This window comes from Microbispora rosea (assembly GCF_900156315.1).
GTDB lineage: Bacteria > Actinomycetota > Actinomycetes > Streptosporangiales > Streptosporangiaceae > Microbispora > Microbispora rosea.
Map to the genome: position 1 here is coordinate 22,695 of NZ_FTNI01000019.1, position 24,072 is coordinate 46,766.

Annotated in this window: 30 protein-coding genes, 1 tRNA gene and 1 pseudogene; 20 read left to right on the top strand and 12 right to left on the bottom strand. The window is 66.0% G+C overall.

Features of this window, described 5'->3' with window-relative positions; genetic code table 11:
- The first annotated feature begins 1 nt into the window (after position 1).
- Genes BXA11_RS24660 through BXA11_RS24670 form a run of 3 tightly spaced genes read left to right on the top strand, consistent with a single transcriptional unit; the run spans position 2 to position 3,596 of the window.
- Positions 2–943: a carbohydrate ABC transporter permease gene (locus BXA11_RS24660; protein WP_036408069.1), complete on the top strand. Its 942-nt coding sequence runs from the start codon at positions 2–4 to the stop codon at positions 941–943.
- On the top strand, positions 943–1,818 hold the full coding sequence (locus BXA11_RS24665; RefSeq protein ID WP_030510448.1) for a carbohydrate ABC transporter permease: 876 nt from the start codon (positions 943–945) through the stop codon (positions 1,816–1,818). Before BXA11_RS24660 ends, BXA11_RS24665 begins: the two co-directional genes overlap by 1 nt.
- A gap of 50 nt (positions 1,819–1,868) precedes the next feature.
- Complete coding sequence (locus BXA11_RS24670) at positions 1,869–3,596, top strand: IlvD/Edd family dehydratase (RefSeq protein WP_076438531.1); 1,728 nt, start codon at positions 1,869–1,871, stop codon at positions 3,594–3,596.
- Between the two features lie 4 nt (positions 3,597–3,600).
- On the opposite strand, the gene BXA11_RS24675 is transcribed toward BXA11_RS24670, so the two are convergent.
- The gene (locus BXA11_RS24675) at positions 3,601–4,428 is read right to left on the bottom strand and encodes a class I SAM-dependent methyltransferase (protein WP_076438287.1); all 828 of its coding nucleotides are present in this window, start codon (positions 4,426–4,428) and stop codon (positions 3,601–3,603) included.
- A gap of 125 nt (positions 4,429–4,553) precedes the next feature.
- On the opposite strand from BXA11_RS24675, the gene BXA11_RS24680 reads away from it, so the two are divergent.
- Positions 4,554–4,934 (top strand): YccF domain-containing protein, encoded by a 381-nt coding sequence (locus BXA11_RS24680; RefSeq protein ID WP_030510445.1) that lies wholly within the window; start codon positions 4,554–4,556, stop codon positions 4,932–4,934.
- A gap of 99 nt (positions 4,935–5,033) precedes the next feature.
- Here the strand turns inward: BXA11_RS24680 and BXA11_RS24685 are convergent, their stop codons facing one another.
- Positions 5,034–5,786 (bottom strand): MBL fold metallo-hydrolase, encoded by a 753-nt coding sequence (locus BXA11_RS24685; protein ID WP_076438290.1) that lies wholly within the window; start codon positions 5,784–5,786, stop codon positions 5,034–5,036.
- 256 nt (positions 5,787–6,042) lie between these two features.
- Between BXA11_RS24685 and BXA11_RS24690 the strand changes: the two genes are divergently transcribed.
- Entirely contained in the window at positions 6,043–6,666 is a 624-nt protein-coding gene (locus BXA11_RS24690) for a DinB family protein (protein WP_239105163.1), read from the top strand.
- Positions 6,667–7,011: 345 nt separating this feature from the next.
- Positions 7,012–7,632 (top strand): SMI1/KNR4 family protein, encoded by a 621-nt coding sequence (locus tag BXA11_RS24695; RefSeq protein WP_143734496.1) that lies wholly within the window; start codon positions 7,012–7,014, stop codon positions 7,630–7,632.
- Positions 7,633–7,849: 217 nt separating this feature from the next.
- Here the strand turns inward: BXA11_RS24695 and BXA11_RS24700 are convergent, their stop codons facing one another.
- Positions 7,850–8,500 carry an HAD family hydrolase gene (locus BXA11_RS24700; protein WP_076438297.1) on the bottom strand — a complete coding sequence of 217 codons (651 nt, stop codon included), beginning with the start codon at positions 8,498–8,500 and terminating at the stop codon, positions 7,850–7,852.
- A gap of 329 nt (positions 8,501–8,829) precedes the next feature.
- Here BXA11_RS24700 and BXA11_RS24710 point away from each other — a divergent pair, with 329 nt between their 5' ends.
- Positions 8,830–9,618, top strand: coding sequence for a hypothetical protein (locus BXA11_RS24710; protein WP_143734497.1), 789 nt, complete (start codon positions 8,830–8,832; stop codon positions 9,616–9,618).
- Between the two features lie 64 nt (positions 9,619–9,682).
- Here BXA11_RS24710 and BXA11_RS24715 read toward each other — a convergent pair.
- A pseudogene (locus tag BXA11_RS24715) lies at positions 9,683–9,931 on the bottom strand (ISL3 family transposase); the annotation flags it as partial.
- 104 nt (positions 9,932–10,035) lie between these two features.
- Positions 10,036–10,404 carry a VOC family protein gene (locus BXA11_RS24720; protein WP_030510433.1) on the bottom strand — a complete coding sequence of 123 codons (369 nt, stop codon included), beginning with the start codon at positions 10,402–10,404 and terminating at the stop codon, positions 10,036–10,038.
- A gap of 63 nt (positions 10,405–10,467) precedes the next feature.
- On the opposite strand from BXA11_RS24720, the gene BXA11_RS24725 reads away from it, so the two are divergent.
- From BXA11_RS24725 to BXA11_RS24735, 3 genes are all read left to right on the top strand, one after another.
- Positions 10,468–10,926, top strand: a complete 459-nt coding sequence (locus BXA11_RS24725; RefSeq protein WP_076438304.1) for a MarR family winged helix-turn-helix transcriptional regulator — start codon at positions 10,468–10,470, stop codon at positions 10,924–10,926.
- A 191-nt stretch (positions 10,927–11,117) separates the two neighbouring features.
- Positions 11,118–11,609, top strand: coding sequence for a hypothetical protein (locus BXA11_RS24730; RefSeq protein WP_076438533.1), 492 nt, complete (start codon positions 11,118–11,120; stop codon positions 11,607–11,609).
- 306 nt (positions 11,610–11,915) lie between these two features.
- A complete protein-coding gene (locus BXA11_RS24735; protein WP_076438307.1) occupies positions 11,916–12,506 on the top strand; it encodes a DUF6461 domain-containing protein in 591 nt (196 codons plus the stop codon).
- An 889-nt stretch (positions 12,507–13,395) separates the two neighbouring features.
- Here the strand turns inward: BXA11_RS24735 and BXA11_RS24740 are convergent.
- Entirely contained in the window at positions 13,396–13,758 is a 363-nt protein-coding gene (locus tag BXA11_RS24740; RefSeq protein WP_030510430.1) for a MerR family transcriptional regulator, read from the bottom strand.
- A 58-nt stretch (positions 13,759–13,816) separates the two neighbouring features.
- On the opposite strand from BXA11_RS24740, the gene BXA11_RS24745 reads away from it, so the two are divergent.
- Positions 13,817–14,527 (top strand): SDR family oxidoreductase, encoded by a 711-nt coding sequence (locus tag BXA11_RS24745; RefSeq protein WP_076438310.1) that lies wholly within the window; start codon positions 13,817–13,819, stop codon positions 14,525–14,527.
- A 498-nt stretch (positions 14,528–15,025) separates the two neighbouring features.
- On the opposite strand, the gene BXA11_RS24750 is transcribed toward BXA11_RS24745, so the two are convergent.
- From BXA11_RS24750 to BXA11_RS24765, 4 genes are all read right to left on the bottom strand, one after another.
- Positions 15,026–15,442 carry a S66 peptidase family protein gene (locus tag BXA11_RS24750; protein WP_083744558.1) on the bottom strand — a complete coding sequence of 139 codons (417 nt, stop codon included), beginning with the start codon at positions 15,440–15,442 and terminating at the stop codon, positions 15,026–15,028.
- A gap of 136 nt (positions 15,443–15,578) precedes the next feature.
- Positions 15,579–16,157, bottom strand: coding sequence for a hypothetical protein (locus tag BXA11_RS24755; RefSeq protein ID WP_239105162.1), 579 nt, complete (start codon positions 16,155–16,157; stop codon positions 15,579–15,581).
- Between the two features lie 21 nt (positions 16,158–16,178).
- Positions 16,179–17,777 (bottom strand): carboxylesterase/lipase family protein, encoded by a 1,599-nt coding sequence (locus tag BXA11_RS24760; RefSeq protein ID WP_143734498.1) that lies wholly within the window; start codon positions 17,775–17,777, stop codon positions 16,179–16,181.
- Positions 17,735–18,337, bottom strand: coding sequence for a Rossmann-fold NAD(P)-binding domain-containing protein (locus BXA11_RS24765; RefSeq protein ID WP_076438315.1), 603 nt, complete (start codon positions 18,335–18,337; stop codon positions 17,735–17,737). The genes BXA11_RS24760 and BXA11_RS24765 overlap by 43 nt, the downstream gene beginning before the upstream one ends.
- A 680-nt stretch (positions 18,338–19,017) precedes the next feature.
- Between BXA11_RS24765 and BXA11_RS24770 the strand changes: the two genes are divergently transcribed.
- The 5 genes from BXA11_RS24770 to BXA11_RS24780 all read left to right on the top strand — a co-directional run bounded on the left by BXA11_RS24770 (position 19,018) and on the right by BXA11_RS24780 (position 21,044).
- Complete coding sequence (locus tag BXA11_RS24770; RefSeq protein WP_076438317.1) at positions 19,018–19,428, top strand: tyrosine-type recombinase/integrase; 411 nt, start codon at positions 19,018–19,020, stop codon at positions 19,426–19,428.
- A gap of 314 nt (positions 19,429–19,742) precedes the next feature.
- Positions 19,743–19,988 (top strand): hypothetical protein, encoded by a 246-nt coding sequence (locus BXA11_RS42380; RefSeq protein WP_143734500.1) that lies wholly within the window; start codon positions 19,743–19,745, stop codon positions 19,986–19,988.
- Positions 19,985–20,410, top strand: a complete 426-nt coding sequence (locus BXA11_RS24775; protein WP_076438320.1) for a type II toxin-antitoxin system VapC family toxin — start codon at positions 19,985–19,987, stop codon at positions 20,408–20,410. Before BXA11_RS42380 ends, BXA11_RS24775 begins: the two co-directional genes overlap by 4 nt.
- A gap of 109 nt (positions 20,411–20,519) precedes the next feature.
- Positions 20,520–20,675: a hypothetical protein gene (locus BXA11_RS43295; RefSeq protein WP_159454838.1), complete on the top strand. Its 156-nt coding sequence runs from the start codon at positions 20,520–20,522 to the stop codon at positions 20,673–20,675.
- Between the two features lie 87 nt (positions 20,676–20,762).
- On the top strand, positions 20,763–21,044 hold the full coding sequence (locus BXA11_RS24780; RefSeq protein ID WP_076438323.1) for a hypothetical protein: 282 nt from the start codon (positions 20,763–20,765) through the stop codon (positions 21,042–21,044).
- A 47-nt stretch (positions 21,045–21,091) separates the two neighbouring features.
- Here BXA11_RS24780 and BXA11_RS24785 read toward each other — a convergent pair whose 3' ends face one another.
- On the bottom strand, positions 21,092–21,340 hold the full coding sequence (locus tag BXA11_RS24785) for a hypothetical protein (RefSeq protein WP_143734501.1): 249 nt from the start codon (positions 21,338–21,340) through the stop codon (positions 21,092–21,094).
- Positions 21,341–21,661: 321 nt separating this feature from the next.
- Between BXA11_RS24785 and BXA11_RS42385 the strand changes: the two genes are divergently transcribed.
- The 3 genes from BXA11_RS42385 (at position 21,662) to BXA11_RS44825 (ending at position 23,148) form a co-directional block, all read left to right on the top strand.
- Positions 21,662–22,057, top strand: coding sequence for a hypothetical protein (locus BXA11_RS42385; RefSeq protein ID WP_143734502.1), 396 nt, complete (start codon positions 21,662–21,664; stop codon positions 22,055–22,057).
- Positions 22,058–22,320: 263 nt separating this feature from the next.
- Positions 22,321–22,941: a shikimate kinase gene (locus BXA11_RS24790; RefSeq protein ID WP_204053889.1), complete on the top strand. Its 621-nt coding sequence runs from the start codon at positions 22,321–22,323 to the stop codon at positions 22,939–22,941.
- Positions 22,942–23,148, top strand: a complete 207-nt coding sequence (locus BXA11_RS44825; protein WP_076438331.1) for a transposase — start codon at positions 22,942–22,944, stop codon at positions 23,146–23,148.
- Positions 23,149–23,227: 79 nt separating this feature from the next.
- Here the strand turns inward: BXA11_RS44825 and BXA11_RS24800 are convergent.
- A tRNA-Gly gene (locus BXA11_RS24800) sits at positions 23,228–23,301 on the bottom strand.
- 118 nt (positions 23,302–23,419) lie between these two features.
- On the opposite strand from BXA11_RS24800, the gene dcd reads away from it, so the two are divergent.
- On the top strand, positions 23,420–23,995 hold the full coding sequence (dcd, locus tag BXA11_RS24805; protein WP_030510424.1) for a dCTP deaminase: 576 nt from the start codon (positions 23,420–23,422) through the stop codon (positions 23,993–23,995).
- Positions 23,996–24,072: the final 77 nt, after the last annotated feature.

Consider the following 24,072-nt stretch of genomic DNA (forward strand, 5'->3'; position numbering starts at 1 on the left):
GATGACCCTCCTGATCGAGGAGAGTGCATCGAGCACTCAAGAAAAAGCGCACAAGGTCCGCGGAAAGGTGCGCCTCCGTGAGCACCTCATGGGGTGGCTCTTCGTCGGGCCATTCGGGATCGTCTTCCTGGCGTTGCTCATCGCGCCGCTCGGGTACGCCCTGTATCTCAGCCTCTGGCAGAAGAAGCTGATCGGCGGCACCAGTTTCGTCTTCCTCGGCAACTACGTGAAGGCGTTCACCGACCCGACCTTCCTCTCCGGGGTGTGGTTCGTCGTCCGCTTCTCCCTGGTCGCCATCCCGCTGCAGATCCTCATCGCGCTCGCGATGGCCCTCATCGTGGACGCCGTGACCTCGCTGTTCACCCGGTTCTCCCGCCTCATGATCTTCCTCCCCTATGCCATTCCCACGGTCATCGGGGCGGTCATGTGGGGATTCCTGTACAGCAAGAGCTTCGGGCCGCTCACCGACTTCTTCGGACTGTTCGGCGCCCCCGCGCCCGACTTCTTCAGCAAGAACCTGATCTTCTACGGCCTGATCAACGTCGTCACCTGGCAGTGGGCCGGTTACTACATGATCATCTTGTACGCGGCGCTCCAGGGCATCGACCCGTCGCTCTACGAGGCCGCCCGGATGGACGGCGCCGGGAAATGGCAGATCGCGCTCCGGATCAAAATCCCGCTGATCGCCCCCGCGCTGCTGCTGATCCTGGTCTTCTCGCTCATCGGCACCCTGCAGTTCTTCAACGAACCACAGATCCTGCGATATCTGGCGGCCGGCACGATCGCACCGGGATTCACTCCCAACATGTACGCGTACCAGCAGGCGTTCGGGCTCGCGAACTTCAACTACGGATCGGCGATCTCCTTCGCGCTCGGCGGGGTCGTGTTCGTCTGCGTCTACGCGTTCCTGTTCTTCACCCGCAAGCGTAGGAGCTTCTTCTGATGACCGGCAGCGCCGGCGCACGCCGCCGTCCCCAGCGCCACCTTCCCCTGCAGATCTTCCTCGGCTTCCTGGTCGTGTACTTCCTGGTGCCGTTCTGGTGGGTCATCGTCAACAGTTCCAAGGACGCCCCCGGCCTGTTCGGCGGGAGCAACACGCTGTGGTTCGCCGACCAGGTCGACTACTTCGGCAACCTCCAGCGGCTGTTCACCTACGACGGCGGCATCTACGGCAGGTGGATCCTCAACTCCACGCTGTACGCGTTCGCGGGCGGGATCGGCGCCACGATCCTGGCCGTCATGGCCGGCTACGGATTCGCCAAATACCGGTTCGCCGGCAGGCGCTTCAGCTTCTCGGTCCTGCTCGGCGCGTTGATGGTGCCCGCGACCGCCCTGGTGATCCCCACGTTCATGATGTTTTCCGGGCTCGGCCTGACGAACACGATCTGGGCGGTGATCCTCCCGTCGCTGCTCAACCCGTTCGGCGTCTATCTGATGCACGTGTACGCGCGCGATGCGGTTCCCGACGAGATCCTCGACGCGGCGAAGGTCGACGGCGCGGGTGAGCTGCGGACGTTTCTTCAGGTGGCCTTCCCGCTGATGCGGCCGGCGGTGGTCACGGTGCTGCTCCTGTCCGCAGTGGCGTCCTGGAACAACTACTTCCTGCCGCTCGCCATGCTCTCCGACAACCGCCTTTTCCCCGTCACCGTCGGGCTCGGCCTCTGGCAGGGGATCGCCTCGGCGAACAATTCGGGCAGTACCTCCCTCTGGAGCCTCATCATCCTGGGCGCGCTCGTGTCGGTGATCCCGCTTGTCATCGCCTTCTTCACCCTCCAGCGGCACTGGCGCGGCGGACTGTCCGTCGGAGGCCTGAGATAGCCGCGGCCGGTCGTCCAGCAGTTGATCAGAAATGACAGAGAGGTGTGCCGATGTCGATGAGCAATCGCCCGCTGCGCAGCCAGGAGTGGTTCGGCGCGGAAGGACGCAACGGGTTCATCCATCGATCGTGGATGCGCAACCAGGGGTTCGCGGACGACGTCTTCGACGGCCGCCCCGTGATCGGCATCGCCACCACATGGTCGGAGTTGACGCCGTGCAACGCCCATTTGCGCGACCTTGCCGAGTCGGTGAAGCGCGGGGTGTGGGAGAGCGGCGGCCTGCCGCTTGAGTTCCCGGCGATGAGCCTGGGGGAGCCGCTGATGCGGCCGACGACCATGCTCTACCGCAACCTGCTGGCCATGGAGGCGGAGGAGCTCATCCGGGCCAACCCGCTCGACGGGGTGGTGCTGCTGTCCGGCTGTGACAAGACCACACCCGGGCTGCTCATGGGCGCGGCCAGCGTCGATCTGCCGACTCTGATGATCACCGGTGGCCCGATGCTCAACGGCAAGTTCCGCGGCCGGGACATCGGGTCGGGCACCGACGTCTGGCGTTTCACCGAGGAGATGCGGGCCGGCCGGATGACGGCGGCCGACTGCGCCGAGGCGGAGGTCTGCATGTCCCGCAGCCGGGGGCACTGCATGACCATGGGGACCGCCTCCACGATGGCCTGCGTGACCGAGGCGCTGGGCGTCCAGTTGCCGGGGGCCGCGGCCGTACCGGCCGTCGATTCCCGGCGGTACGCGCTCGCGCAGGCCGCCGGGCGCCGGATCGTGGCCATGGTGGAGGAGGACCAGCGGCTGTCCACCGTGCTCACCCGCGACGCCTTCGAGAACGCCATCCGGGTCAACGCCGCGATCGGCGGCTCCACCAACGCCGTGGTGCACCTGCTCGCGATCGCCGGGCGCCTCGGCGTCCCCCTGTCGCTGGAGGACTTCGACACGCTCACCGCCGAGGTGCCCATGCTGGTCAACCTCATGCCCTCCGGCGCCTACCTCATGGAGGACTTCGCGTACGCGGGCGGACTGCCGGCGGTGATGCAGGAGATCGCCTCCCTGCTGCACCTGGACCATGTCACCGTCAGCGGAAAGAGCGTGGCCGACAACATCAGCGGCGCCCAGTGCTGGAACCGTGAGGTCATCGGCACCATGGAGAAGCCGTTCCAGGCCGCCGGCTCGGGAACCGTCGTGCTGCGCGGGTCGCTCGCGCCGTCCGGGGCCGTCCTGAAGGTCTCCGCCGCCTCGGCCCATCTGCTCCAGCACACCGGACCGGCGCTCGTGTTCGACCGGATCGAGGACTACGTCGCCGCGGCCGACGACCCGGACATGGACGTCACCGCCGACACGGTCATCGTGGTCCAGAACGCCGGACCACGCGGCTACCCCGGCTTCCCCGAGGTGGGCAACATGCCCATGCCGCGACGGCTGCTCAAGGAGGGGGTCACCGACATGGTCAGGATCTCCGACGCCCGCATGAGCGGCACGGGGTACGGCACCTGCGTCCTGCACGTGGCCCCCGAGGCGTCCGTGGGCGGTCCTCTCGCACTCGTGCGTACCGGCGACCTGGTTCGGGTCGACGTTCCGGCGCGGAGTCTGGACCTGCTGGTCGATGAGGCGGAACTCGAGCGCCGCCGCGCCGCCTGGCAGCCTCCGCAACCGGCCGCCACCCGGGGATGGGCGCGGCTGTACAGCGAGCACGTGCTGCAGGCCGACAAGGGTGCGGACCTGGACTTCCTCGTCGGCGGCAGCGGCAGCGCCCCGCCCCGTCACTCACACTGACCGGTCACCGCCGGTGATCGTGGTCCTCGGCGAGAGCGAGGTCGGCGATGACGAGGAGATAGGTGACGTCGGCCGGCTTCTCGCCGGATCGCGGGTGATCGGGTATCCGGCCGTAGGCGCGGGCGGGTCCGGCGATCGTCGTGTGCTCGCGCTGGGTCCAGTGACATGTGGCGAGCAGAGACGGCAGATCGTCCGGCAGGAACTTCGCGCCCGTGCCGGCCACCCGAGCGGCGCTCCGCGCCGAGCGCGCGAGGGTGTCCAGGATCAGCACGCTTCCTGGTGCGGACAGACTTGCGGCAGTGCGCAAGAGGCGAGTCGCCGCGCCATGGTCGAGGTACATCAGCAGCCCTTCGGCTACCCACACCGAGCGGCGAGACGGCTCGAACCCGGCGTGGACCAGATCCCGTGACCAGTCGCCGCCCAGGTCGGTGGTGACGTCGGTGACGCTTCGAAGCGGTGTCGGCATCGTTGCCAGCACCGCTTCCTTGTGTTGCTGCACCGACGATTGATCGAGTTCGAACGCACGCGTACCGGCGGGCAGCTGCAGCCGGTAGGGACGTGTGTCGAGGCCGGCGCCGAGCTCGACCAGTTGTCCGGTCCGCTCCGTCAGCTCGGCGGCGACGGCGTCGTCGAACCACCGGGTGCGCAGCGGAAGCAGCACGTCTTCGCGCTGGTCACGTGCCTCCTTACGCCGCAACAACTCCCGGCCGCGGTTGCCCGCGAGGGCGCTCGCCCACGGATCCTGGAACAGGCGGTCGGGGCGAGCCGTCTCGCGGGCGCGTACCGCGGCCGTCCAGTACGCGCTTGCCGCGGCGATGTCGGCGGAGGTCATGGAGCCGCGCCCTTCCGGCCGACATCGGCACGTCGGCCATACCCGGAATCCGCAACCGGTCGCCGGAAATATACGCCTTTCCCGCCGATTACCTGCTGAGCCGGTCGGGTGGGACAGTGAGCACTATGAACACCGTCCTGAATGTCATCTGGCTGATCTTCGCCGGCCTGTGGCTCGCAATAGGTTACGCCGTGGCGGGGATCGTCTGCTGCGTCCTCATCGTCACCATCCCGTTCGGCATCGCGTCGTTCCGGATCGCGGGCTACGCCCTGTGGCCGTTCGGCCGTACCGTCGCCGACAAGCCGTCCGCCGGCGCATGGTCGGTCGTCGGCAACGTCATCTGGCTGCTCGTCGCCGGGATCTGGTTGGCGATCGGGCACATCGTCACCGCGATCCCGCTGTTCATCTCGATCATCGGCATCCCGCTGGGGATCGCGAACCTCAAAATGATCCCGATCTCGCTGATGCCGCTGGGCAAGGACATCGTTCCCGTAAGCCGCACATAGGTGTCGGGGATCAACCGCGCGCCGTGCCCGGGAACGACCGACCTGCCGAAGGTGTTGGGCCAAGGCGCTCGGCAACAGGCACGTCATGACGGGTAATCTTCAGCGGTCCGATGTCCCGATAGGGACCTTGAGGTCCTCTTCCGCGGCGAGCACGACACCGCCGAACGCGAGTTGAGCTGCGGCCACGGAAGCGCCCCGGTCGTTGCCAGGCCAAAAGTGGGTGAGCATCAGTCGGCGGGCGCCCGCCCGGCTGGCCCAATGACCTGCCTCGGCGGAAGTCAGCAGATTGCGTGCGGGGCGGCTGGTCTCGCCGTCCCGGTCGGTGGCCTCGACGATGAACAGATCGGCGCCGCGGCCGAGTTCGGCCAACAGGGGAGTGGGGCCGGTGTCCCCGGAGTAGGCCAGGGCAATTCCGCCCGCCTCTAAGCGGATTCCTGCATTGAGTACGTAGTGCGGGAGCGACAGTCCTGTCAGGTCGAAGGGACCCGACCGGTAGCTTCCGGGCAGCGGATACACGTCGAAGACCGCGTGCAGGTCGACGTCGGGTTCCAGGCCGCCGATACGGTCGAGCACGCCGGGCGGGCAGTACAACGGCAACTTCGGTGCACCGGTGTCACCGTAGAACCGCATCCGAAACAGCCCATGCAGGTCGATGCAGTGGTCAGGGTGCTCGTGGGTGATGACGACGGCGTCTATTGCACCGTCTGGCCAGTGTGCGAGTAGCCGAGGCAGCGTGGCGTAACCGAGGTCGAGCACCAAGCGGTAACCGTCCCAGTCCACCGCGAAACCGCTACAGGCACGACCCGGTTCGGGGAAGGCGCCACAACTGCCGAGCACGCTGACTTGTCGCATCTGCAAAGAATGTCAGACCGTGCCAGCCGTCTCCCTGGCCTGAGCTTGCATACGTGGAGCGGGTGACGGGAATCGGTCCCGCGCTGTCAGCTTGGGAATCGGTTAGGGAACTTCCCCTTGTGATCAGGCACGAGGACGTAGCTCAGCGGTGACCGTGTGACCGTGAGTTCCTGTGAAACACCGCTGATCACCGTTCGTTCTGGCACGTATCCGGCACGTGGTCCAGCATCATAATTCGGTGGCATCCGGAGGCCGAGTGCTAGACGATCCGGTAATGACTACCTCGGATGCGAATGAATCCGCTCCCGCGCGGTGGACGAAGTCGACGGTGTACCTCGACATGTGGGTCGACCCGGACGACGACCCCCGCGAGACCGATGTCGGGGCGATCGACGAACGCGGCGTACTTCTCGACTATCTGCGCCACTACCGTCTGACCCTGGAAATGAAATGCGCGGGCCTGGATGCCGAGCAGCTTGCCCGACGATCCGTACCACCGTCCACGATGTCTCTGCTGGGGTTGGTGCGGCACCTGACCGAGGGGGAAAGACACCTTCGCCGGGTCATGGCCGGCGAAGACGCGCCGAAGCTGTACTGCACCGACGATGACCGTGACGGCGACTGGAACGGCGCGATCGCCGACCCCGCAGTCGTGGAGGACGCCTGGCGGCGGTGGCGGGCCGAGGTAGAGCTCACCGACCAGTTCGTGGCCGGAGTCGCCGACCTCGGCACCTGGAACGCAGGCGTCTCCGACCTCGGCCCCGACGGGGCTAACCTGCAGCTTCGCGACATCCTGGTCGCGCAGATCGCGGAGTACGCGCGGCACTGCGGCCACGCCGACCTCCTTCGCGAGCGCATCGACGGCCGTGTCGGCCAGTAAGCGCCGCCGGACAGAACCATGGCCGAAGGCTAGTTGCCCATGACGAGCGAAGGACCGCGGAAACGGTCGAGGCCCAGGTAGGGGCTGGCTTTCTGACCGCGGCCTTCGTTCAGTGCGGCTACCTATCTTGCTGTCCGAGCTGGGAACGTGCAGGTCAGAGTTGGCCGAGTCACCGTGAGTCCCCGATAGTTCCCGCTGATCGCCACTCGTTCTGGCACGGATCCGGCACGGGAACGATGCTTCTGTGCTGTGGCATTGTCGGTCGACGCTGGCAGTATGCGGCCTTATGGACGTGGACAACTTCTGGCTCTTCCTCCAGCGGTCCCCGCACGCGGAGTGCCGATCATGACAGAGGACGAGGTCTTCGAAGCGATACGGTCAGACCCTGGGCCTGATGTGCGACGGGTGGCCTCGTCCGAGGCGGTCGCTGAGGCTGAAGAGGCCATCGGTTACCCGCTTCCATCGCTGCTGCGGCGGTTGTATCTGGAGGTGGGAAACGGAGGTTTCGGTCCACACGGTGGCATCATCGGTGTACGGGGCTACGACTTCTGGAAGAGCGACATCTTCGAGGACATCACTGAATCTGCTCTGGCGTTTCGGGCCGAGCCCGGCGGACGATTCACGGGGATGATCCAGTTGCTGGACTGGGGGTGTGCAATCGCGTCCCTGCTGGATTGTCGCGATCCCGAGGGTGTGATGTGGGGGTGGGACCCCAATCTGTGCTGCTTGGATCATGCGCTCTTCCCTCAGGACATCACCTTTGCGTCGTGGCTCGCGGAGTCGATTGGCCGCGATTTCGCTGAACCGTTCTATGACGGTTACTGCAAGGTCTCCCTGCAAGATGAGACAGAGGTCGCGGTGAGCACCATCGGAGAAGAGGAGGGACCATGCATGCGGTCGCCGCTCGTGTGGGTGAAGGGCAGGAAAGTCGGCGCTTGGAAGCACCGTCACATGTCCGATGACTGACGAGTTGCTTCGTGAGGGAGCACGGGGCCCAGTTCAGGAGGAGCGCTTCCACCACGATCTGGGCTGAGGCGATCAAAAAGCACAGGTCCCGGGTTTCGCATCCGAATCGAACTGTCACACCAAGAGCGGGTGACGGGAATCGAACCCGCGCGGGTGGCCACATGACCTGGGTCGATGGCCAGAGGGCGGCGCCTTCGCACTCTTCGCTAACCGGGGTTCATCCTCCGGATGCGAACGCCAGGATGTCGTCCACCGCGTCGCGCAGCCTGCCGAAGTGACGGTGCGCTCCGTCCACGGCAACAGGCGTGTTGACGTTCCACACGGTCATTCCGGCCCTCAACCCGGCCCGCACGCCGGAAGGAGCGTCCTCGATGACAAGGCAGTGCTCCGGTGCGACACCGAATAGCCCGGCGGCCAGCAGGTAGGGGTCGGGTGATGGTTTGCCCTGCTCGACCGCGGCCGCGTCCACGATCACCTCCGGTATCGGTAGCCGGGTACGGAGGAACCGCCCGCGGACCCTATGGGCGTAGTTCGAGGTCACCAGTGCCCATGATCCAGTCGGTAGTCCGTGCAGAAGCCTGGATGCCCCGTCGAAGGCCGTGTAGGCGCCGGTACGCACGTCCTCGTCCTCCAACGCGTGCAGTGCCATCAGGCAGCTGTGAGGATCCAGGTCTGGTGCGACAGCGGCGAAGGTCTCCACCGGCCGGGTCCGAAGCGCCACATGGTAGACCTCCTCGGGGTCCAGAGCATGTTGCACCGCCCACATTTTCCAGACGCGACGCTGGTTGTCCAAAGCATCGATCAACGTGCCATCGACGTCGAAGAAGACGCATCTCGTGGGTCGCTGAGGCGGAGAGGCAGCGGACACCTGCTGATCATCGCAGTTGCTCAGTGACTCCTGAAAGAAGCCAACCTCCGAGTGGTCACGATAGCGGCGCGCAGCCCGCGACCTGCTGCGCGGCGCCGGGCGCCAGATCTCCGGCTGTAGCTGTGCGACGTAGGCACCATCTGATACGACACCTGGGCCGCCTGGTGCTCGCCCAGCAGCCGGTCGAAGATGCGCTTGGTGGTGTGACGATCAAGCTCCTTCATGCCGTCGGCGCCCTGGTTCTGCGGCTCCACAGCTCACGCCGGGCGAAGTTTCGACGAAGGCGAAACGAGTGGCGGCCGAACCGTCACGAACGAATCATGTCCGCCATGTGGGCTTCACTCCGCTACTGGGGGACTGCGCTGCTGGGACTGGCTGCCCTCCCCGCCATCGTCATCGTCACGCAGGCTACCGATGATCTCACTCCCGCACGCGTACCCGTCTGGGAGGTCCTCCGGGCGGGCGTGATGCTGCTGGCGGGGGCGTGGGCAGGCGGCCGGGCCCAAAGCCGCGGCATCGGGCGGATCCTCCTGCTCGGCGGGGTTCTGGGCGTCGTCCAGCTGATATGCGAGCTTCCGGGCATTGTCATCGTGTCTGACGGAACAGCCGCGAGCTGGGAGGAGTGGCTGCACTACTGGATCTGGGTGCCGCAGGTCATGGCGCCGCTGCTGCTCGCGACCGCGTTCTTCCCTGATGGGCGTCCGGCGCTGCCGATCGCCGTGACGTTCTCGATTCTCGCCATCGTGATGACCTCGTTCACGGTCGCGACCTACAACTGGCCGCGTAGCGATGGAGGCGCCGGCTACAACCCGGTGTTCATGTTCTTGCGGCTCCCTCCATACCCGTCGATCGTAATCACCCTGGTCATCGTCCTGGTGGCCGCCGCCTATGTGCTCGCCTCCCTGGTCATCCGATGGAAAGCGGGCGAGGCGGCCGTACGGCGGCCCCTGCTCTATCCTCTCGCCGCGCTGCTCTTCGGCATCGTGTACGCGCTGTTGCACCCCGTGCTGCCCGCAGCGGCCGGTGACATCTGGGAGGTGTTGCCCCCGGTCTACTGCGCCGCCCTGGCCCTCGCCGTACGCCCTCTGCCCGGCATCCGTCGTCTGAGGTCGCCGTAGGAAAGGGCCGGCGACGGCTTCGAAGGCCGGGCGACGGCTTCGGCCGAAGCGAAACCTCCAGACGACCGCGGCCTTCGGCGATCCGGGCCATGGTCAGGTGCTGGACCACGATCGCTTCCAGTGCCCACCGCAGCCCGCGGCGCGAGAGCTTCGCTCGTGGCTCGGCGGCACGGGTGGTGTCCTGGCGCCACACGTGCCCGCAGCCGCCGCATCGGTAACGGCGGATCGTGACCAGCAGCATCGTGGGACGCCACCCGAACGGCTCGCGAGCAAGGCGCCTGGTCACGGTGTCCCGCGGCGATCGTGAAGAGCCGGGCAGGTGATCACCCCGGGTAAACAAACGTCGCCCGGATTATCGAGCCTCGGGCGCAACCGCGGTACTTTGGGGCTGATGATCGTCCGGTGGCGTTTGGCCTGTCAGGCGCGGTCGTGGAGAGTGATCTGGTAGCCGTCGGGGTCGGCGAAGGTGAATGTCCGACCGAAGGGGCCGTCGATCGGTGCGGAGACGATGGTGTGACCGTCGGCGACGAGAGCATCGTGAATGGCCTGGACGTCTGTGGCGTGGAGCCAGATCGCGGCACCGATGCCGGGCTGAGCAGCGGATGCGAGATCGGTGCCGGGAACGATGTCGCGGAGTGCGAACGCGATCGGCTTCGTCTCGAAGACGACGGCGTGCGGAGGTCCGGCCTGCGAGCGGACGAGGCCGAGGTACTGCTCGTAGAACGCCTGCGAAGCGTCGAGGTCGCGCGCTTGGAGCGAGATGAAGTCGGGGCCGGTGGCGGGCATGATGATGCTCCTTCTCTTCGTGTCAGTTTCCTGACACGGCCTAATCTATGTCAGGATACTGACATGAGTCAAAACGGTGGCGGCATCGACCTGGACAAATCACTGGGCTACTTGCTGAAAGAGGCTTCGAGCGCGCTCCGCGCAGCCATGGAGGAGGTGCTGCGGCCGCTCGGGATGAGCGTGACGCACTACTCCTGCCTCGAGCTGCTGGCTCAACGACCGGGCTTGTCGAACTCCGAGCTCGCACGGGGCGCGTTCGTGACACGGCAGACGATGAACGTGCTGCTCCAGGCCCTGGAACGAGACGGCTACGTGACCAGGCCTGCGGAGGCACCCGTCGGGAAGGTTCTTCCCACGCGGCTCACGCCTCGCGGCCGACGGAGCCTCGAGAAGGCGACCATAGCGGTCCGGTCCGTCGAGGTCAGAATGCTGGCCGGCATGACCGAGACCGAGCAGTCAGACGCGTTCCGGATCCTGCAGAGCATGATCCGTTCCCTGCGCGATGGCAACGACGGTGCATAGCTCGTTCCCCGGCGCACGTCTCGTCGCGCCCGGATAGGAGTGCAGCCGAGCATGAAATCCCTGCAGGCGACCTCGAAAACCGTCTTCTGCGATGAGCCACATTGGTAGGGGGTTCCAGTCGGAGGGCCCGAGCTGCCGACGGCCGGGACCGGCCCCCAGGCTTGGCTCACATCGGCGGGCACCATGGCAGTGTGTCGGACTTGGTGTGGGATGAGGTGAGGAGTTTCTTCGATCTTGACTTGATGGGAACGCTGCCGGATGTGTGGGTTGCGAATGCCTCGGTTGAGGACTGGCAGGCGGTCCTCGATCTGATCGAAGCTCGTGGCTGGTCGCGCGAGTATCTCGAGGGCGACGTCGTCAAGCCGCTCCCTCGCGCTACGCAGGTGCTATCTCGGCCTGTGGATGCCGAGTGCCCAAGTCTTCGTGTTTGGCCCGCCCCAGATGTACTTGCGATCTTCCGGTTCCTGTCAGATGACGTGATCGACTTTGACGTCGATCTGCGAGAGCTGCAAGGACAGGGACGGCTGGACATCTTCTGTGAGTTCATCACGGTGATTGGGCGAAGACTAGGCAAGCCGGTGATGATGTCGCCGGAAGGGGACTGGGATCTGGGTAATCCGGTATTGGGGTTCGATGTCGAGGCTGATCACGTGGTGCTGTTGGCTCAGCCTTGGGGCGACTGACACCGGTTCCGAGCGAAGGCTTAGGGAGATGGAGCGGGTGACGGGAATCGAACCCGCGCTGTCAGCTTGGAAATAGGCTACTGATCTTGCTCTCTTGAGCTGGAAAACGAGGATGCAGGTCAGTGCTGGTCGAGTGGCCGTGGGTTCCCATGAGTGACCGCGGTTCCCCACCTGTTCTGGCACGAATCTGGCACGCGATCACGGACATGACCTTCTCCTTATATGCCCCTGCCCCCGATCGACGATTGGTCAGGAGGGACCAATTCCTCGGCAGGTTGCGTCGGTGGGCTCTGCCATGATCGCTGCATGATCACGCACTCCGGCGACTACGCCTGGTTCGCCGACTCCGGCCTCGCGGAGGCTTACAGCTTCATCTTCGTCCGAGGGCTCACACCCGAGCAACTCGTAGCCCGGATGGGGGGCCGAGCAGAAGACTTCTCCTGGATGACGCTCTATGAGTCGATCGACGCCGGCGCTCGCTACGACTACAAGACTGAGCTCGTCGCGGTGACAGCCGTCGGTGACTGGGCGTTCGTCGCGCAGTACAACAGCTGGCTCGCCGCCGACGACGAATTCATCGTGCCGCTGTCGGCGGGCACCCGCCTCGTCTCCCTCTACCACCTTGACATTAAGGGCCTGGAGGAGTTCCGCTGGGTAGAAGATAGGGAGATCCGGTGCGCTTTCTGGGCCCAGGACGGCTTCTCCGAGATTCCCGACGAACTCGTGGAGACCATAGAGCAGCTCGATCGCGAATGCGCGGAGCACAAGTGGGATCTCTACCGGGGGCCAGGACTCGTCCTGATCGAGCGTCTCACTGGGATCAAGCTCACCCCCCAGATCCTGGAGCAGTCCGCGTACCTATCCGGAGTCATCTCCAAGCCGCCGACCACCGCATGAGCGTTCCTATAAGGACGGTACGGTCTTCTGTGCTTTTGCCGTCCATGGCTCGTCCGGATGCCGCTCGCGGGATGCGGTCGGCGGTAGTGGTGTGATCACTTGGTGCAGCGATACGCCAGGGTACGAGACGCGTCGCATGTCGCGAACAAGCAAGAGTCAGATAGATCAGGCACGTAACGGGCACGGAAGATCGAGATGGTCCCGAAAACAATCAAGGCCCGGGTGGGAATGTGTCCCTGGCCTGGGCCTTCGTGAGTGGAGCGGGTGACGGGAATCGAACCCGCGCTGTCAGCTTGGGAATTGCATGGATCGTGGCCGTTAGGGGCACCACCTGGGCTTGGGGTCGGTCACGAGTGACCGTGGTTGCCCCCTCGTTACTCTCCTTGATGGCCCGCTAATGGCCCGGTGAACTGCCTGTGGGCTGGGCTGCGGTGAACTGCCGGCCGTCTGCTACTCCTCGACGATCCAACCTCGGTCGAGGCTGCGGAGCAGATCTCGGACTAGCCCTGATGCGCATGGTGTCGGCTGCTTGCTCTACCCGCTGCATGATTGCGGGGATGATTTCGACTCGATGTCCGTCCTGATCTGTGTACGCTTCGAAATCCGGTTCGGGCTGGAAGCACCCCCACCTATGCCTCATAGGCGCCCCTCTCGGGTTCGTGCACATGGGTCGGTGTGCGGAACTCACACTGCGGGACCGCAGGAGCCGTCATGGCTCTGACAACCACTGACGGCTGAGCACAGAGCAGGCGGCTGCTGACGACGCAGACCCCGGATGACCCGTCGATTTGCCTGATAAGGCGGGGCGGACGTTGCACCATGCGAACCGCAACATCCTGGGGGCTGGTGATCCACTGTCTGGGCATCGGGCTGGATCGCGGGCCCAGGCTCATACGTAGTCGCACTCCGGATTCGGCCTCGACGTCGCGTCGATGATGTCGTCGAGCCTGTCCCGGGCGATAATCAGCTCGGCGATCTGCGTGTTGATCCGGTCCCGCTCCGCCGCCAGCCGTTCCCGAGATTCCGGCGTGCTCACCTTGGCGTCGACGCACGGCAAGAGCTCCGCGATCGTCTTGCTGGACAGTCCCGCGCCGTACAACTGCTGAATCAGCCGCACGCGGTTGACCGCCGCGTTTTCATAGAGCCGCTGCCCGCTTTCACTACGCGTCGAGGCCAGCAACCCCTGCTCCTCGTAGTACCGGAGCGCCCGCACACTCACGCGCGTCATGCTCGCCAGGTCCCCGATCCGCACAGTGATTTCCCTCACAATACTTGCCTCTGACGTCAACGTTAGGTTTTAGCGTAGTGACATGCAGATCAACGGCACAAAAGCCCTCGTGACCGGCGCCAATCGCGGACTCGGCAAGGCGTTCGCCGAGGCTCTCCTCGCCCGCGGCGCCACCACTGTCTACGCCACCGCCCGCCGCCCCGACCACATCAACATCCCCGGCGTCGTGCCCCTCCAGCTGGACATCACCGATCCGACGTCCATCGAAGCCGCGGCCACCGAGGTAGGCGAGCTCGACATCCTCATCAACAACGCCGGCATCTCCACAGACGCTCCCTTGCTCGGCCCCTCCACGGAAAACGTCCGCCGCGAGTTCGAGACCAACTTCTGGGGCACCCTCAACGTCACCCGGGCCTTCGCCCCCAGACTTGCTGGCGGCGCGATCCTCAACGTCATCTCGGCGCTGAGCTGGTACACCTTCGCCCCCGCCAGCAACGGCTACGCCGCATCAAAAGCGGCGGAATGGTCTCTCACCAACGGCGTCAGACTTGAACTGGCCGACCAGAAAACCCAGGTCACCGCCTTGGCCCTGGCCATAGCCGACACCGACATGATGGCCGCCTACGACATACCCAAACTCCCACCCCACGAGGTGGTCACCATGGCCCTGGACGGTCTGGAAGCGGGCAAACTCGAAGTGATCGCCGACGGTCCCACCGCCAACGTCAAGGCCTCCCTCTCGCGCGACCCCGCCCTCTTCTATGCTGACATCGCCACATCCCTCTTCGGCTGACACCCTTTCCCTCTGAACTGCGGCAATCTCCGGGGAGGATGCTGATTTCCCAGCCAGGGCAGGGTCATCGTGCAGCTTGGCAGTGAGCTTCGTTCGTCGCCCGTGACCTGGCTCTTTTCCGCGCGGCGCGCACCGGCGTAGGTGGCGGTGCGGCGTTGTGTGCGGCGAGTGCGCGCGCACTGCGAGCAGCCCACGGTGGATCGCCAGGCTCAGGCCGATCACCACGGCGGTCAGCAGAATCGGATACTCCGCCACCGTAAGCGCCTGTCCGTCGCCACCCAGCCCGGCCATCGGACCAACGAGGAACCCGTGCAGCAGGGCGAGCAGCGGCATGTGGATGACGTAGATCGGCAGCGTTCGTCGTCCAAGGGCGGCGAGCGCGTCACCACCGAGCGACCGTGGGTCCCCGCGATTCACCGCCGGAACAGAGACTGAACTGTTGACCGTCAGCGCCCCCGATCCTGGCCATCTTGGAGACGCGGGGGCCGCGCGCAGGATCTACGTGAGTGTCTGCGTGAGTTCATTACGGTGTTCGGTGTACAGCACGTGGCCGCGGGCCCCGTTTACCAGAGGCGCGTACGGCGGGACATGGCCACACTCGACATCAGCGATGATCGGTACGGCGAGGCCGCCGAGTGCGTCGAGCACCGCCTCGTGCTGGGTGAGCGAGTCGATGCCCGGGGCCCGGGTGCGGCCGACGAGCACGGCGTTCGCGTTGGTGAAGAATCCGGCCATCCGCATCCCGTGCAGGTTCCTGCAGATGGTCGCCGCGTCATCGGCGGACGCCTCGATGTAGACGAGCAGCCCTTCGGGGGCCGTGGTCGTTGCGAAGGACGCGATGTCGCCGTACGGCGTACCGGTGAGTTTGCACAAGGTCCCGATGCACCCTGGTTCCCCGCCCGTTCTGGCACTCATCTGGCGCGGATCCGGCCATATAGGGCCGATGACCTGGGTGGGGCCGGTTGTGAGTAATCGGGGCCGACCCCTCGTCAGCGGTCCCTGTGCCTGAGGTCTGTCGGTCGACTTGTGAACAAGCAACCACGGTAGGTTCTCACCGCTCCGGCCCGCCGCGGCGCCAGGACGATGGCATCGTCCGGCCGAGGGGCTTGTAGTAGCTGAGCAGGATGGTCACGAGCAGCACCCCGGAAGCTCCCCCGGAGTCCTCGACCAGCCCGTACGTGTCTGAGGGAACTCCTCCGGCCAGTGCCACACCGGCGGCCGCGGAGAGCGTGGGCACGAGAACGAACACGGCCAGCAGCGTGCCGCCCGCGGTGAAGACCAGCGAGATGAGCACCCACCAGTAGCGCAGCAGCCCCCACGGGGTGAGCAACCCCAAGGCGACGCCGGTGGAGAGGGCGAGCAGCGCCAGGGGCAGGACGAGGAACTCGCCGAGCATGTATCCGGCCGGATAGACGGTCAGCGGGTTCGACCCCTGCCACCCCGCGACGGCCAGAGCGAGTACGGCGGCGTCGGCACCCAGCAGTCCCAGCGAGGCGACCACATGCACGATCCGCAGGGCCTTGCGCCAAGGCGGTGACAACCGCATCCTGGGCCGGCCGTGGGGCTCACGCCTGCCTGCCGGCCGTTCTCCCGCCTGCTCTGGGAACCGGGGGTCGGCGGTGCTGTTCACTGGAGGTCCCTTCCTGGTCGGTCACGACGCGTGCTGCGGGTGGCGCCAGAAGGCGCACTGGTGACTGCTCATGAAGTTCACCGGATGCACACCTTGCGGACCGGACGCGAGCGAGAGGACCGTACCGCCGGAGTGGTAGGCCGCCCAGTGGGGTAGCCCCGGCAGGTTGGGATCGCCAGTCGCGGCGAAACGCGTCCAGTAAGCGATCATGTCGCGTGACAGCCTCTCCTGTGCGGGAGAGAGCGCCAGAGGCGGGTTAGGGCCCTCCATGAGGTACGGCAGCTCGGCCGCATGCCCGGCTCCGAGCGGGAGGCCGACGATCTCCTGCCCCGAGTTCTCGGCGAACTCGAAGGCATAGACGGGGGCACGCCAGGCCGCCGCGTCGTCCGCCGGAAGCTGCGAGCAGGCGCCCAGTTTCGCGCCCCAGTCGGTCAGCACGGTGGCCAGTGCGAGGCTCGGTGTGGGGAAGCCGGCGACCGGATAACGACCGAGCACGGCGTCGGCGTCGTCCCCGAATAGGTCGGCGAGAATCTCCGGATACTGCTGTGCCGTCACGGGTCGGCCCTGCGCGTCGAACTGCACCGCCACGAAAGGCCGCATCTCGTCATGGGTAGCCCCCTGGAGGAGGGGGACCGGCGCGGCCAGGCCGCGGCGCAACGCCTCCAGCGGCTGCGTCGGCAGCGCAGGCGTGCCCGCCGTGAAGATCCAGGGCATGTCACCGATGCGGGCGGTCGCGGTGAAGACCTGATCGGAGCCGATGGGGAGCAGTTCGGCCACGGGCTTGGCCCGCAGGCACGTCGCAGTCCGGGTGGCGCACCCGAGGTCGGCGGCGATCTTCGTGGCCCGAGCCCGCGCCGCCGCCCGGGTGACGAAGGCGTTGCCGCAGGGGCCGCTCTCCACGATCGCCTTCTGGAACAGGCCGCGCGATCCAGGCGCTGCCAGATGGGCGCACACGCTGAAACCGCCCGCCGATTGGCCGAAGATCGTCACGTTGGCGGGATCGCCGCCGAAGGCCGCGATGTTGCGCCGCACCCAGCGCAGTGCCGCCTGCTGGTCGGCGAGCGCGTAGTTGCCCTCGTACGGGTCGCTCATGGCCGGATGGTCCAGGTAGCCCAGGGCTCCCAGCCGGTAGTTGAGCGTCACCGTGACGACCTTCCCCTGGGTGGCCATCCGGCTCAGGTCGTACTCGCTGCCCGCGCCCGCCACGAACCCGCCGCCGTGGATCCAGACCATGACGGGAAGCCGCTCGTCCGGCCGGGAGGCAGGCGTGGTGACGTTGAGGAACAGACAGTCCTCATCGCCGAGCGGCTGCGGTGGCCGATCGGGGCCGCCTCCGTCAAGCTGGGGGCAGGGACTGCCAGGTTTGGTGGCGTCACGCACGCCTGCCCACGTCGGCGCGGGGCCCGGCGCCCGCCACCGCCGATCGCCGGTCGGCGGCGCCGCGTACGGGATCCCAGAGAACGTCCGGTGGTCGGAGCCGCGGAGACCGTGCACGGCGCCCTGGGCGGTTCGCACGAGGGCCGGATCCTGATCGCCTGCCACCCGTGCGTGGGCCACGCCTCCGCCCAGCGGAACCATCAGGACGGCGGCGAGGACAAGCAACAGCGGCTTTCTACGCATGCGGCCAGACTTTCGGCTTCCGGGTTGTTCCGCGTCGTCTCGTCGGCGGTCCCGCGACTACGTCTCCTGTCGTATGCGAAACAGGGACGGCTCCGAGAGCGCGCACGATCTTCCGCACGGCCTTCCTGATCACCTGCATGCGCGCGGGGGGTGCGGCCGGCGGCGAAGTCGCGCGCGTCGACCATCTGGAAGGCGCGGTCCGGGTCGCCGGGGGCCAGCACCTTGCCGCCCCGCGCCATCCGGTCCAGCCACCACAGCAGGCGGCCCACGTTCTCGTACGGGCCGACGAGCAGGCCGCAGTTGAGGATCAGCGAGCGGTCCGCGCCGAAACGCTCCAGCACCGCGCGTTCGCACCCGGCCTTCAAGTGGTTGCCTGCGGGCTGGCCGGGCGGGGTGTCGGCAGGACAGGGGCACGTGAGGGAGTCCTCGTTCACGGGGCGCTCACCCCAGTCCGAGAACGCGTGGATGGAGGAGACGAACGTGTCGTGGCCGGCGCGCTCGCGTGGGAGCCCGGCGGAGAGCAGTACGTCGCTCGGCTGCTCCCCGGAGGTGTCCACCACCGCATCTCAGCTCCGGCCCCCGGCCAGCCGTTCCAGGTCGGCAGGGGAGGTGCGGTCGCCCCGTACGGCGCTTCTGCACCTGGCTGGTCGGGCCCGCTGAGCCCCCGGTTGAAGGTCGTCATCTCATGGCCGCAGCGCTTCGGAGACGTAGGCATGCCCGGGGAACGACGAACCGCCCAGTACGAGAATCTTCATACGGCCAGCCTCCCGCCACACTCATGCACCGAGCACCTCCTTCGCTCTGAGCCGTACCGGTTTCACCGCCTTCGCGAGTTTGCGATGGGGAGAGGTGAGCGCGCTTCGTTGTAGCGGAACGGGGACGCCCGGCGGGCGATCCCGCATCCCGCTGAAATGGGCTCCCAATCGCGCCGGTACCGCACCGGGCGTAGACGGGCCGCCGCCCATGGGACGATGTGCGCGCCCAGGGCTGTGGAAACGATGGCCGAATGCTGCCTACCACGCGGTGCGCCGGATCATCGAAGTGGTCCACATCATCTCCGGGGTCACGGCCCTCGGCGACGTCTGCGGCCTCGCGTTGATGCACCTGGAGGCGTTGAACTCCGGCTCGCTCTTCGCCCGAGAGGGGTCTGAGCCCCCCGTAGCGTGGAGATCGAACCTGGAGAGAAAGTTCCACGGGTGAACTGGTCATCGGGCCGCCCAAGTCCAAGGCCGGGCGACGGGTGGTCGGCATCCCTCAGGGCATCGTTCCGGCCCTGCGCGAGCACCTGGCGACCTACGTCCAGGACGAGCCGGGCGCGCTGCTCTTTCCTGGTGCCAAAGGCGGCCCTCTACGCCGCAGCGGCTTCAACACCCGTACGCGCTGGGTGGACGTGGTCAAGGAGATGGGTCTCCCCGGTCTTCACTTCCATGATCTCCGTCACACCGGAAACATGCTCGCGGCAGAGTCCGGCGCGGGGCTCAAGGACCTGATGGCCCGGATGGGTCACGACAACGTCCGAGCCGCGATGATCTACCAGCACGCCGTACGGGGTGCCGACAAGACGATCACGGATGCCATCGACCGGCAGATTGTCGGACGCGGTGACGACGAGGGCGACGGCCCGGCCGAGCTGCTGGCTCCGGTGAGCTGACCGTGGCTAATGGCACGCTAATGGCACGCGAAGATCAAAGAGCCTCGGAAACAATCAAGGCCCGGGTGGGGATCTACTCCCTGACCTGGGCCTTCGTGGGTGGAGCGGGTGACGGGAATCGAACCCGCGCTGTCAGCTTGGGAAGTCTTTCAAGATCACACGGCCTGAGCTGGGAAACTCTGACCTGGACGTATGGCGGTCGAGTCACCGTGAGTCCCCGATAGTTCCCGCTGATCGCCGACCGAACGGGCACGCAACGGGCACCGCGCGCCGCGTCCCTGCCGCTAGCGATATCGCGAGCGTAGACTCGGGGCATGAGCGCCGGGCATGCGCATGAGGAGCTTCATCACCTGGTTGACCGGCTGTCGCCGGACCAGGCAGGTCGGCTGCTGCGGTTGGTCAAGACAGACCCGGAACTTGCTGAGGCCGCAAACAAAGATCTATCGGAACCGGTACGGCGTCGTCGGCTGTCGATCGCGGGGATTGGCGCATCCGGAGAGGGCGATCTGTCGGAACGGGTCGAAGATCTGCTGGCGGAGCGATTCAATCGGTCGGTGTGACCGCTACGCTCCTGGACACGGGGCCGCTGATCGCCGTTGTCGATCGCGATGACAAGCACCATGCCTCGTGTGTGCGTCTCCTCGAGCAGTTGGCAGGGCCGTTGCTCCTTCCTTCGACCATCCTGATCGAGGCTGGTTGGACGATCAACAGGCATATGGGACCGGCCGTACATGCGCAGTTCCTTGATCTCGTCACGGGGGAGTTCGAGCTAGTCGATCTGCTTGCCGCTGACGTACGACGTATGGCCGAACTCGTCCGGCTATACAAAGATGCTCGACTCGACCCTGCCGATGTGTCTGTGGTCGCAATCGCTGAGCGTCTGGGAATCACACAAATCGCGACGATCGACCGGCGCGATTTCGGCCTGATCCGGCCCCGGCATGTGGCGGCGTTCAGGCTGCTGCCGGAGGTGCTCGCATAACTCTTGAAGCGGGTGACGGGAATCGGACCCGCGCTGTCAGCTTGGGAATAGGCTACTGATCTTGCCATGCTGAGCTGGGAAAACAGGGGTGCAGGTCAAGGCCGGTCGAGTGACCGTGAGGCCCCGCGAATCAGGGCGGCTGGCCGAACGGGTCGAGTACAGCCAGCCGGTGCTCTACTGCCGGTGTTCCAGGAGGCGCTGGAGCGGCAACGCGTGCTACCGCCAGTGGGCCGCGGAGATCGACACCATCGTCGCGCTCGCGTAGCGGCTGGCGGGGCGTCGTGAGCGCCGTGGGAAAGGCGGGCCGGCGCCGCGGGAGAGCTCAGGGCACGCGGAGATCCTCACCAAGACGATGGGGCGCAAGGTCGACCTGCTGCCGTTCATCGAGACCTTCGGCGCCAAGGTCCTGCCCGCTGGAGGCACTGCTCACCGAGATCTCCAGCCTCAAGAAGCCGCGCGCTTCACCGACAGGCCCACGCTGGATTCGGTGCGCGAGGCGCTGGCACTGTCGCCCGTTCGCTTCCCCCGGCGCCTACGCACGTCCAAACTGGCGGCGCACCTTGGCCACGACATCGTCGGGTCCGCTGATCACCGTCCCTTCTGGCACGCATCTGGCGCGACGATCAACGGGTGAGGTATGACCGGTCCATCTGTCACCTCATCACAACGGCGGCGAAAGCCTTACTCGGGCCGGTAGATCCGGAACTCGGTCTCGCCCTGCTTTTGCCACATGAGCCGCCCGCAGTCCGGACATTCGTAGAGGAGGCCGGTTTTCGTTACGATCGCCTTCGTTCGCTCGTCGGTGTCGACCTGCTTTTTGGTCGGCCAGAGGATTATCTCCGGCGCGGCGTCCGGGAAGATCACATAGCCCTTATCAGGGATGGGCGAGAGGTCGTGAATGTAGCCGCAGAGGCAGACAAGCTTGGGCACGGGGCTCATGGTACGTGCGGAGCTGCTGCTCCAGTGAGCTGACCAAGGGCTGATGGCACGCGAAGATCAAAGAGCCCTGAAGACAATCAAGGGCGGGTTGAAATGTGCTCCCTCACCTGGGCTTTCGCTCGTGGAGCGGGTGACGGGAATCACCCACGCTATGGAATTGCATGGATTAGGGCCCGTAGAGTCGCTGACCTGCGTGTGAGACCGGTCATGAGTGACCGTGGTTGACCCCTCGTCACCCTGCTTAATGGCCCGTTGATGGCCCACCCGTCGAAGCTGCGTGCCGAGGGTGTGAAGAGCGGTCAAGATGACCTTGTGACTGATTTGCCCTGTGACGTCTCGTTGGTGGTCATCGATCGTGAGGTTCCGGACGACGAGATAAGGAGGTGGTGGAACTGCAAAGAGACACCGCTGCTTTACGACCTCGTGGCGGCCGCTCCTCGACTCCGCCTCGGGACGGTCTTGAACAAGTACGGCGATGTTCCCGGCCCGGCTCGCCGTGTCTTCTCCCTGCTCTTCCTGCGAGGTACCACGCCGCGATACGTCGTCCCCCGGCTCGATGATGAACTGATCGGTGAGATTGTGGCTGCGTACCAAGGGCGAGATGATGACGGCCCGGGGACTCAGCAAGCTGATCTCGCAGAGGTTGCCGCCTTTTTGGCAACTCATCGTGGTGCTGGAGTCCTCACCGATGAGGACGAGGAGCCATAGCTTGCGTGGTTGCGCACGCCTCGGCCTGTCTGATCACCCCGCATCCCGTCGACCCGCCCGAGTGGGAAGCGGGCCCTGGTCTGCTCGGCTTGTCCTGGGTCGATGGCGGGCGGGGTGATCAGGCCCCTGCCGCAGCCAGCTACGGCCGGCCGGTTGTGCACCAGGCGTTCGTCCTCAACGCCCACCGGGCCTCAGTCGACAGGAGCTAACGAATGCACTCCGAACCGCACGAAGGTGCTTCTCCCAGGGTTTGGAGAGAACGCTTGCGCCACGTCTACTGGATCGGCGGCGGGAGTGGAGCCGGAAAATCCACCATCGCGCGACGCATCGCCGATCGGTACGGGATGCGTCTGTACGATACCGACGCGGTCATGCCCGACCACGCCCGCCGCATGCCCGTGGAACAAGCTCCTTACCTGGGCAAGTTCGCTGCCATGGACATGGACGAACGCTGGGTGGCCAGAAGTCCGCGCGAGATGCTCGATACCTTCCACTGGTTTCACGGCGAAGGATTCAAGCTGATCGTTCAAGACCTTCTAGCCCTCCCCGCCGACCTGCCGGTGGTCGCCGAGGGATTCCGGCTGCTGCCGAACCTTGTCCAACCCCTGCTCGCCGAATGGCGCCATGCCGTGTGGCTGCTGCCGACTCCCCAGTTTCGCCAGGCGGTGTTCGACAGCCGCGGCGGACCGACATGGGGATTCCTCGCCAACACTGGTGACCCGCAGCGGGCGCTGCAGAACCTGCTCCAACGCGACGCACTGTTCACCGACCGGCTCAGCAAGCAGACCCGGAATCTAGGCCTCTACGGGCTCAGGGTGGCTTCCGGGGACACCGAGGAAGATCTCGCACGGCGAGTGGCCGCGGTGTTCGGTCTTGAGGCGTAGGTGGTCGACGCGAGGTTCAGCGGCCGAAGCACATCGGCATTTCCAGTCGATGCCGAGGCCTACAAGCAGCGCAACCTGGTCGAGCGCCGCTTCGGCAAGCTCAAGCAGTGGCGGGCCATCGCCACCCGCTTCGACAAGCTCGCCAGCCGCCACCTCGCTGGCGTCACCATCGGCTGTCTGATGCCCTGGCACGGAATGGCCCGCTGATGGCCCGCGAAGATCAAAGCGCCCCGAAAACAATCAAGGCCCCGGTCGGGAATCTGTCCCTGACCTGGGCCTTCGTGGGTGGAGCGGGTGACGGGAATCGAACCCGCGCTGTCAGCTTGGGAAGCTGATGTTCTGCCATTGAACTACACCCGCGTGACCGGCTTGGAGCCTGTCGCTGCCCCTACTGTAGCGGATTCGGGGCGTGCTCCTGCAGTCCCGACGCGAAGATCCCGGACACCCGGCGCTGAAATGGCCTACTAGCCTTGCACCCGTGCTGCTTTCCGATCGTGACCTTCGTGCCGAGATCGAGTCGGGCAGGGTGAAGCTCGACCCGTACGACCCGGCGATGATCCAGCCGTCCAGCGTCGACGTGCGGCTGGACCGCTACTTCCGAGTGTTCGAGAACCATCGCTACCCGCACATCGACCCCTCGATCGAGCAGCCCGATCTCACCCGGCAGGTGGAGCCGGACGGCGACGAGCCGTTCATCCTGCACCCGGGGGAGTTCGTGCTCGCCAGCACGTACGAGGTGATCAGCCTGCCCGACGACATCGCCTCACGGCTGGAGGGCAAGTCGAGCCTGGGCCGGCTGGGCCTGCTGACGCACTCGACGGCCGGGTTCATCGACCCCGGCTTCGAGGGGCACGTCACGCTCGAACTGTCCAACGTCGCCACGCTGCCGATCAAACTGTGGCCGGGCATGAAGATCGGTCAGCTCTGCATGTTCCGGCTCAGCTCGCCCGCGGAGTTCCCGTACGGCTCGGACCGGTACGGCTCGCGCTATCAGGGGCAGCGGGGCCCGACCCCGAGCAGGTCGTTCCTGAACTTCCACCGCACCAAGATCTGAAGCGGCTCAGGCAACAAGTGTGTTACGGGAGACGTTCTGGGCAGCGGGAAGGGGAAGAGTAGGTTACAAGCGGGCTT

Excerpts from the sequence above, each read along its gene's own strand:
- BXA11_RS24660 (WP_036408069.1), top strand. The coding sequence starts at position 2 with ATGACCCTCCTGATCGAGGAGAGTGCATCGAGCACTCAAGAAAAAGCG.
- BXA11_RS24665 (WP_030510448.1), top strand. The coding sequence starts at position 943 with ATGACCGGCAGCGCCGGCGCACGCCGCCGTCCCCAGCGCCACCTTCCC.
- BXA11_RS24670 (WP_076438531.1), top strand. The coding sequence starts at position 1,869 with ATGTCGATGAGCAATCGCCCGCTGCGCAGCCAGGAGTGGTTCGGCGCG.
- BXA11_RS24675 (WP_076438287.1), bottom strand. The coding sequence starts at position 4,428 with ATGACCTCCGCCGACATCGCCGCGGCAAGCGCGTACTGGACGGCCGCG.
- BXA11_RS24680 (WP_030510445.1), top strand. The coding sequence starts at position 4,554 with ATGAACACCGTCCTGAATGTCATCTGGCTGATCTTCGCCGGCCTGTGG.
- BXA11_RS24685 (WP_076438290.1), bottom strand. The coding sequence starts at position 5,786 with ATGCGACAAGTCAGCGTGCTCGGCAGTTGTGGCGCCTTCCCCGAACCG.
- BXA11_RS24695 (WP_143734496.1), top strand. The coding sequence starts at position 7,012 with ATGACAGAGGACGAGGTCTTCGAAGCGATACGGTCAGACCCTGGGCCT.
- BXA11_RS24710 (WP_143734497.1), top strand. The coding sequence starts at position 8,830 with ATGTGGGCTTCACTCCGCTACTGGGGGACTGCGCTGCTGGGACTGGCT.
- BXA11_RS24720 (WP_030510433.1), bottom strand. The coding sequence starts at position 10,404 with ATGCCCGCCACCGGCCCCGACTTCATCTCGCTCCAAGCGCGCGACCTC.
- BXA11_RS24725 (WP_076438304.1), top strand. The coding sequence starts at position 10,468 with ATGAGTCAAAACGGTGGCGGCATCGACCTGGACAAATCACTGGGCTAC.
- BXA11_RS24735 (WP_076438307.1), top strand. The coding sequence starts at position 11,916 with ATGATCACGCACTCCGGCGACTACGCCTGGTTCGCCGACTCCGGCCTC.
- BXA11_RS24745 (WP_076438310.1), top strand. The coding sequence starts at position 13,817 with ATGCAGATCAACGGCACAAAAGCCCTCGTGACCGGCGCCAATCGCGGA.
- BXA11_RS24750 (WP_083744558.1), bottom strand. The coding sequence starts at position 15,442 with ATGAGTGCCAGAACGGGCGGGGAACCAGGGTGCATCGGGACCTTGTGC.
- BXA11_RS24760 (WP_143734498.1), bottom strand. The coding sequence starts at position 17,777 with ATGCGTAGAAAGCCGCTGTTGCTTGTCCTCGCCGCCGTCCTGATGGTT.
- BXA11_RS42380 (WP_143734500.1), top strand. The coding sequence starts at position 19,743 with ATGAGCGCCGGGCATGCGCATGAGGAGCTTCATCACCTGGTTGACCGG.
- BXA11_RS24780 (WP_076438323.1), top strand. The coding sequence starts at position 20,763 with ATGGGGCGCAAGGTCGACCTGCTGCCGTTCATCGAGACCTTCGGCGCC.